This window comes from Pseudoalteromonas sp. MMG012 (assembly GCF_018100875.1).
In the GTDB taxonomy this organism is placed as follows: Bacteria; Pseudomonadota; Gammaproteobacteria; order Enterobacterales; family Alteromonadaceae; genus Pseudoalteromonas; species Pseudoalteromonas aurantia.
This window is the reverse complement of sequence record NZ_JAGJEF010000064.1, coordinates 23,897-31,341: the sequence shown is the minus strand read 5'-3', so window position 1 is coordinate 31,341 and position 7,445 is coordinate 23,897. Positions and strand designations below refer to the sequence as shown.

Genomic DNA, 7,445 nt, shown 5'->3' with positions numbered 1-7,445 from the left:
TGTAGTAAATAAATATCTCAATATGTGTCACTGCAATAAACCCCATCATCGATGGGCCCTCTTTACTTAAGCTGCGCGTGAATGTAACGGATAACAACTAAGTGAAAATGGTTATCATTGTTATTTTTATCGTTGTTGTATTTTGGTGTTTTGGGTATAATTTAAACTGTTTCCATTAAGAGTACTTACAATTATCAATAATGACTTGGAGTAAGGCGTGATTTTAAGCTTATTTGTTATCTTGGTCATAACGTCAGTTATTTTGCTCTATTGCAGTAATAAGCATCAATATTTACTTATAAAACCATTGCCAACTCATTATAAGGGGCTCAGCTTGTGTTGCAGTATGGCTGCTTTGTATGTGGTGAACTTACAATTGAGTGGTGTTGCAGCAGCGATGACTTGGCTGGTGGTAACGATGTTATGTCTGATAATACTACCCAGTACTATTTTTTTGTGAAGGTAAAGAATGAACGATAGGCAAAAAGGAAAAATTCAGCCTCAGTGGTTATGGAAAACTCTGATTTCTTTGGTTTTAGGTTTAACGCTGAGTTTTGGTTTAGTTGGCTTATTCGCATGGTTTGGACCAGATAGCTTAAACAGTAAATTATCTGGCGAGCGTCTACTTTGGAAGACACAAATACATATGTGGATGGTCCCTCCAATATGGATGATTATTGTAACTGTTGGATATTTGTTTAAAACAGCCAAAGAAGCAGCAATGAGCTTACTTATTGGCAATGTATGTGTATTTGGTTGCTTGATATTCTTCAAGGATTTATTATGAAAATCCGTCCCGATATCATCAAAACATATCAAGTTTTACACACTTGGACAGGGATTTGTGCAGGATTGTTGTTGTTTATTGGTTTTTTTGCTGGTTCATTAACCATGTTTAGAGGTGCAATTGATCAATGGGCAACACCGCCAAGCTATCAGTTACCACAAGTGCGCAGCAGTCAATATGATATTCTAATCCAAAAAGTATTGACGGATTACCCCAAAGCTGCGGATTCAATTAGCTTACATTTTTCAGAAGCCCATTCACCGATAACTTGGTATGAGTCAGGCAATGGTCGAGGGATATCTTTAGGCGATCAAGTTTACCATGCAACGCTTGATGAACTGGGGGAATTGGTTGCAGAGTTGCGCCATGTCAACGAATTGTCAATGCTTGTTGATTACTTGCACCGAACCGCTGGGATAATGGGTGAAATAGGGCATGATCAAGCCGGTGTATATGTTTTAGGTGTTGCCTCTTTTTTATATTTTATTGCGTTAATCTCCGGAGTAATCTTTTTATTACCCACACTAACAAAGAGTTTTTTTGCGCTGCGTAATAACAAATCAAAAGCGCGGTTTTGGTTAGATACTCATAACTTAATTGGTGTTAGCAGTTTACCATTTCATATCATTATCTCCTTCACAGTATTTGTATTTGCCTTTCATGATTTAATTTATGGAGGAGTCGCTCAAATTTATGGTGATAAGCCTTTATTTAAGAGCAAAGCGAGATCTGAAGCCGTTTATAAAGTTGAGAACTTACCAAAGTTAGTCGAGTTACAGGACGTCATCAATAAATATGCGCCGGAGTATGTAATTACGCAAATTGATTTTAGTGGTTTATCTGAATCAGGTCCTAATGCCGCAATTAAAATAAAAAGTACAGAGAAACTGATGCGAGGCCCTGTTACCGATTTTCTGTATATGCAACCTTATACATTTGAGATCCCAACGAGCAGCGTACGTGGAGGAGATCAAGGTGTATGGAGTGATCTCGTCTCTAGTTTCTTCGGTTTACACTTCGGAAGCTTTGGTGGTGACTTCGGCCGTTGGGTTTATTTCTTTATGGGGCTATTAGGGGCGGTATTATTCTACTCTGGAAACTTATTATGGCTAGAAAAGCGCAGAAATAAACAGGTACCAGAGCAAGCGAAATCAAGTAATGTACTGGCAAGCCTAACCGTTGGTATTAGTATTGGGTGTATCGCTGGTATCGCGAGTTCATTTGCCGCAACAAAGTGGATCGGGCTATTCAATGTCAATATAAGCATTGTTTATCTGTATCTGTATCTGTATTATTGCGTGTTTTTTGTAATTCTAGCAATGAGCTTTATGTCTGGCGCTGCTCGTACTGCGATTGCTGGTATGCGTTTTATAGCCGTGCTCTGTTTTAGTATTCCACTCACTTCTATTTTAGCGACTATATTTCCGATTGATCCTATTTGGGCGGCATATAATGTCACAACCATCAGCGTTGAAGTCGCAGCCTGTGTTTTTGGTTCTGCTTTTGTCATCATGAGTCAAAAGGTAATGAAACGCGCGTATAGCAGTGAGGCCAATAGTGTTTGGCATATATCAAAAGGTAAGTCAGCGATAGCAAGGTTATCAAAAACGCCCATTAACGAATCGTAAGGGTAGGTATATCTACTTACCCTAAGCACGGAATGTAAAACAAAAAATGAGACTATTTTAAAGATATATTAAATGGAAGCTTATGGATGCTCATTTGAAAAAATCATCATTTTTTGCAAGCATGGCTTCCATGTCTTCAATCAAATCTTGAGCTGCCTGAGGGTCTAGCTCAGCATCGCTTTGAATTGTTGTGGAGATCTTATTATTTTCGAAAGACCATTCGCCTAAATCAATAAGTTGGCAACGCTTGCAACAAAAGGGGCGATATTGACTTTGCTCAGACCAAACAACATCTGTTGTACAGGTTGGGCAATTTACTACTGTGGGCATATAATTAACCTCGTCGTTAACTCAGCCCACAGTGTAATAAACAACGAGTCTAGAAGCTAGTCACTCGGTTTATTTCTAACAGTGATGTAACTCCTGAGGCTGCTTTTTTGAGGCCTGATTTGCGTAAATTAGCAAACCCTAACTGCTCAGCCATTTGTGCAATTTTAATCGAGTTACCGCCCTCCATTATCACCTGTGCTATCTCGGGGGTAATTTTAACTACTTCATAGATACCTACACGTCCTTTATATCCATCAGTACAATGTTCACAGCCCTGCGGTGAGAATAGGGTGATATCTTGTATTTGCTCCGAGGTAAATCCTTGTTTAAGCAGTTCCTCTTCAGGCAGTGTCTCAGCTTGTTTACACTTAGGGCATAAACGACGAGCAAGACGCTGTGCAATAATTAAGCTTATTGAGCTGGCTACATTATAGGCAGGTACGCCCATGTTGAGTAATCGTGTTAATGTCTCTGGGGCAGAATTGGTATGCAGAGTACTTAAAACCAAGTGCCCAGTTTGAGCCGCTTTAATCGAGATCTCAGCAGTTTCCAAGTCTCGTATTTCGCCAACCATAACGACATCGGGATCTTGTCGTAAGAATGCCTTTAATGCGTTGGCAAAAGTCATATCTGCACGAGGGTTAATTTGTACTTGGTTAATCCCCTCAAGATTGATCTCAACAGGATCCTCCGCGGTACTGATGTTACGCTGTGGTTTGTTGAGAATATTTAAACCTGTATACAGAGAAACTGTTTTACCAGAACCAGTCGGTCCTGTGACTAATATCATACCTTGAGGTTGCTCAAGCGCATCCATGAATAGGGATTCTTGTTCAGCTTCATATCCTAAAACATCAATGCCTAACATCGCACTTGATGAATCGAGTATACGCATTACAATTTTTTCACCCCATAATGTAGGTAGGGTGCTGACACGAAAGTCGATACTTTTACGTTCTGATATTTTTAACTTAATACGGCCATCTTGGGGTTTTCGTTTTTCAGCGATATCTAAGCGAGCCATGACTTTGATTCGAGCTGATAAGCGAGTGGATAAGCTTGTTGGTGGACTCGCCATTTCATGCAATAAGCCATCAATGCGAAAACGCACTCGATATTTATGTTCATAAGGCTCAAAGTGCAAATCGGACGCCCCTTTTTTAATAGCATCCATGAGTATTTTATTAATATATACAATGATTGGGGCATCATCTTTATCACCCTCATCATTTTGCTGCTGTGCGCTTTGCGTGTCTTCAACATCTAAGTCTGCGAACTCTTTGTATTCTTCATCGCTGAGTGAGAGACCACCTGTGGAGTCGAAAAGTAGGTCAATTTTTTGTTCGAGTTGTTTGTAGTCAACGACAACGGCTTCGCATTGTAGACCCGTGCTAAATTCGAAGTTCTCAAATGCCCCATAATCGGTAGGGTCTGATGTCGCTATATAGAGTTTTCTCCCCTTTTTAACTAAAGGAAGTAAGTGGTGTTGCTTAATGAGTTTTTCTTTTACTAATTCAGTTGGTAACTGTTCAACATCAAAGTCGGTTAAATCAAATAAAGGAACTCGAAATAAGTCAAGGCATTGTTCTGCTAACTCTTTACCATTCATACCTGTGCACAAACAGATTAACTCCGCGGTTGATTGTGCTTCTGCTTGTTTTAGCTTGAGCTGCTCCGGTGTGACTTTACCCAACGTAATAAATTTACGTAGTAGTGGTGAGTGATGCTCCATAATGCCTCTAATGCTTACCTATACTGAACTCAGTTTAGCAAAAATATCAATAACTAAACTCTTTCTATGGTTAAATATCTTAAATTAGCGTGCCGCTTTGTCGCACTAATTTAGGTTAATTGCGCTTTGATTATCAATTCTTGATGTAGTGTATTTAGGTTATCGTACATTTTCTCTAATGAACCATTGTTATCTAAAATTGTGTCTGCTTTTTGCCGCTTCTCGTGCCGAGACATTTGTGAAGCAATTATACGTTTAACGTGTTCATTCTCAACATTATCTCTTTGAGAAGTTCTTGCTATTTGGGTTTCTTCGCTGACATCAACCAGCAATGTATGATTACACAATTGCTCGAGTTTGTTTTCGAACAGTAAAGGTGCAGCCAAGACAACATAGGTCGATTTGGCTTGCGCCAGCTGTGTGAGTGTGGCCTGGCGAATGATAGGGTGCAGTAAATCGTTTAGCCAACTTTTATGGCCATCATTGGTGAAGATAATGTGGCGTAACTTGGCTCTGTTTAAACTGCCGTCATCTTGTAAAATGTCTTTACCAAATTTATCAACAATTGTATTTAGCCCAAAGGTACCGGGTGCAACGACTTCGCGTGCAATGATATCGGCGTCGACGATACAAATGCCTTTTTCAGCCAGCGCATCACTGACAGCTGTTTTGCCCGCTCCAATTCCTCCTGTGAGGCCTAAAACCCAATTTGCCATAGCGTATTAATACCCAATTAAATTGAAATACCAACTTTGTATTTGTTGCCCATATAAGAGCATAAGCCAACCGGCTATTGCCAAATAAGGACCGAATGGTATAGGCGTGCTTTTATCTTTCCCCTGTATTGCAAGCTGAGCACTTCCTATGATTGCACCAACAAGACTAGACAACAATACAATGGTTAAAATTGCTTGCCAACCAAGCAAGGCGCCGAAAATAGCGAGTAATTTGAAGTCGCCAAACCCCATACCTTCTTTACCTGTGAGTAACTTAAATAGCCAGTACACACTCCATAAACTGAGATAGCCTACTGCAGCGCCAATAATTGCCTGTGCAGGTAAAATCGTTAAATCAAAAATACTGGCTAATAATGCGAGCCATAATAATGGTAATGTAATTTGATCTGGTAATAGCATATGGTCGATATCAATAAATATCAGTGCCACTAACGCCCATGTAACGACTAAATACAGCATCATTGTTTGAGTCGGGCCAAAAGAATATGCAACGAGCAAAGAAGCTAAAGTGGTGCCCATTTCAATTAATGGATATCTTACAGAAATACTGGCGTTACATTCGAAGCATCGGCCTTTTAATAATAGCCAACTCAGGACTGGAATATTGTGCCGCGCTTTGATCGCACTGTTACAGTTTGGACAGCTAGAGTGAGGGGTAGCAAGATTAAATGTAGCATTATCATTTTTCGGGTTGTCGCTCGCAAGTTGATCGGCAAGTAAAACACGGCACTCGCTCTGCCATGACTTATTCAACATAATGGGAATACGGTAGATGACAACGTTTAAAAAACTGCCAATACAAAGGCTAACGAGGCCGATAGTGAGAAGGAAAAACCATGGTTGAGTTTGTAGTACCTGTATTACTTCTTGCATTTTTATACTTATTAGAATGAGTTGTGAACGGTAGAAAATGTGTGTTCTAGCGCTTCGAGTTAAATGACAGAGCCTAATTGGAAAATAGGTAGATACATTGCAATAATTAGCCCACCGACCAAAACACCCAAAACAGCCATTATAAGTGGTTCAAGTAAACTGGATAGTCCGTCTACGAGATCATCAACTTCTTGTTCATATATATTAGCGACTTTTGCAAGCATACTATCTAGTGCGCCAGACTCTTCACCGATGGAAACCATCTGTATGACCATGTCAGGGAACACTTTTGAGTTTCGCATGGCCCAGTTCATTTGGTTACCAGAACTAACTTCGGCTTTAATGTCTAAAATGGCATCTCGGTAAATAACGTTACCAGACGCACCAGCTGCTGAATCTAATGCATCAACTAAAGGGACACCTGCAGCAAAAGTGGTTGATAGCGTTCTTGCATAACGTGCTACTGCTGCTTTTTGTAAAATCATGCCAACAACCGGGAGCTTGAGCATTATTCGGTCGTTTAAGTTACGGGTGGCTTTAGAGCGAAGGAGCGCTTCTTTATAGCTATATCCGCCACCTGCAATAATAATTAACGCTACCCACCAGTACTTCTGTAAAAACTCAGAGATATGAATAACCATTTTTGTGAATGCGGGAAGTTCAGCACCAAAGCCATTAAAAATATCTTGAAATTGGGGAACAACAAAAATCAGGAGAATAGAGGTAACAATAATAGCAACCATCACCACGGCAATAGGGTAAAAAAGCGCTTTTTTAATCTTTGACTTGAGTGCTTCCGCTTTTTCTTTATAAAGTGCGACGCGATCAAAAATTTGGTCAAGAGCGCCTGATTGTTCACCCGAGGCGACTAAGTCACAATATAAATCATCAAAGTATCGTGGGTAAGCTCGTAATGACTTTGAAAACGGGTGGCCCGCTTTTACTTCATCAGCAATGCTGCTAATAAGCTTACTTAAGGATTTGTTTTTAACACCCGATGAGATCATTTCTAAAGATTGAATTAAGGGCACACCCGCCAAAAGCATGGTCGCAATTTGGCGCGTTGTCACAGAAATATCTTTGGCAGTGATCTTTTGTTTGCTATTAAAACCAAATAGCGCTTTGGGTTTTCTTTTAACTCTGGATGGAGTAATACCTTGTTTACGCAGCTGTGCTTTAACGAGTGCGATGCTGGCACCAGCCATTTCACCTTCTAAGCGCTTTCCTCGAGAACTTACACCTACCCAAAGGAATGTATCAAGCGTATTTTTATTATCAGTCACAAGCGTCCATCTATCGTATATAGAGGAAAGGGAGAATGTATCTCCCTTTCAGTTTATATCGAATTTAACCTAAAT

The 7,445-nt window shown here is 40.0% G+C and carries 7 protein-coding genes; 2 read left to right on the top strand and 5 right to left on the bottom strand.

Features of this window, described 5'->3' with window-relative positions; all coding sequences use genetic code 11:
- The first annotated feature begins 469 nt into the window (after nucleotides 1-469).
- The gene (locus tag J8L97_RS17840; protein WP_211051875.1) at nucleotides 470-787 is read left to right on the top strand and encodes a hypothetical protein; all 318 of its coding nucleotides are present in this window, start codon (nucleotides 470-472) and stop codon (nucleotides 785-787) included.
- Nucleotides 784-2,415: a PepSY domain-containing protein gene (locus J8L97_RS17835; RefSeq protein WP_211051873.1), complete on the top strand. Its 1,632-nt coding sequence runs from the start codon at nucleotides 784-786 to the stop codon at nucleotides 2,413-2,415. The genes J8L97_RS17840 and J8L97_RS17835 overlap by 4 nt, the downstream gene beginning before the upstream one ends.
- Before the next feature lie 90 nt (nucleotides 2,416-2,505).
- On the opposite strand, the gene yacG is transcribed toward J8L97_RS17835, so the two are convergent.
- The 5 genes from yacG to J8L97_RS17810 all read right to left on the bottom strand — a co-directional run bounded on the left by yacG (nucleotide 2,506) and on the right by J8L97_RS17810 (nucleotide 7,370).
- Nucleotides 2,506-2,745: a DNA gyrase inhibitor YacG gene (gene yacG / locus J8L97_RS17830; RefSeq protein WP_211051871.1), complete on the bottom strand. Its 240-nt coding sequence runs from the start codon at nucleotides 2,743-2,745 to the stop codon at nucleotides 2,506-2,508.
- Between the two features lie 49 nt (nucleotides 2,746-2,794).
- Nucleotides 2,795-4,477: a type IV-A pilus assembly ATPase PilB gene (gene pilB, locus J8L97_RS17825; RefSeq protein WP_211051869.1), complete on the bottom strand. Its 1,683-nt coding sequence runs from the start codon at nucleotides 4,475-4,477 to the stop codon at nucleotides 2,795-2,797.
- Nucleotides 4,478-4,587: 110 nt separating this feature from the next.
- On the bottom strand, nucleotides 4,588-5,193 hold the full coding sequence (gene coaE / locus J8L97_RS17820; RefSeq protein ID WP_211051864.1) for a dephospho-CoA kinase: 606 nt from the start codon (nucleotides 5,191-5,193) through the stop codon (nucleotides 4,588-4,590).
- A gap of 6 nt (nucleotides 5,194-5,199) precedes the next feature.
- Nucleotides 5,200-6,087: an A24 family peptidase gene (locus tag J8L97_RS17815; RefSeq protein ID WP_211051863.1), complete on the bottom strand. Its 888-nt coding sequence runs from the start codon at nucleotides 6,085-6,087 to the stop codon at nucleotides 5,200-5,202.
- A gap of 59 nt (nucleotides 6,088-6,146) precedes the next feature.
- Nucleotides 6,147-7,370, bottom strand: coding sequence for a type II secretion system F family protein (locus tag J8L97_RS17810; protein ID WP_312037185.1), 1,224 nt, complete (start codon nucleotides 7,368-7,370; stop codon nucleotides 6,147-6,149).
- Between the last annotated feature and the right edge of the window lie 75 nt (nucleotides 7,371-7,445).

What these genes read in the sequence shown, in the direction of transcription:
- J8L97_RS17840 (WP_211051875.1), top strand. Translation starts at nt 470, where the DNA reads ATGAACGATAGGCAAAAAGGAAAAATTCAGCCTCAGTGGTTATGGAAA.
- J8L97_RS17835 (WP_211051873.1), top strand. Translation starts at nt 784, where the DNA reads ATGAAAATCCGTCCCGATATCATCAAAACATATCAAGTTTTACACACT.
- yacG (WP_211051871.1), bottom strand. Translation starts at nt 2,745, where the DNA reads ATGCCCACAGTAGTAAATTGCCCAACCTGTACAACAGATGTTGTTTGG.
- pilB (WP_211051869.1), bottom strand. Translation starts at nt 4,477, where the DNA reads ATGGAGCATCACTCACCACTACTACGTAAATTTATTACGTTGGGTAAA.
- coaE (WP_211051864.1), bottom strand. Translation starts at nt 5,193, where the DNA reads ATGGCAAATTGGGTTTTAGGCCTCACAGGAGGAATTGGAGCGGGCAAA.
- J8L97_RS17815 (WP_211051863.1), bottom strand. Translation starts at nt 6,087, where the DNA reads ATGCAAGAAGTAATACAGGTACTACAAACTCAACCATGGTTTTTCCTT.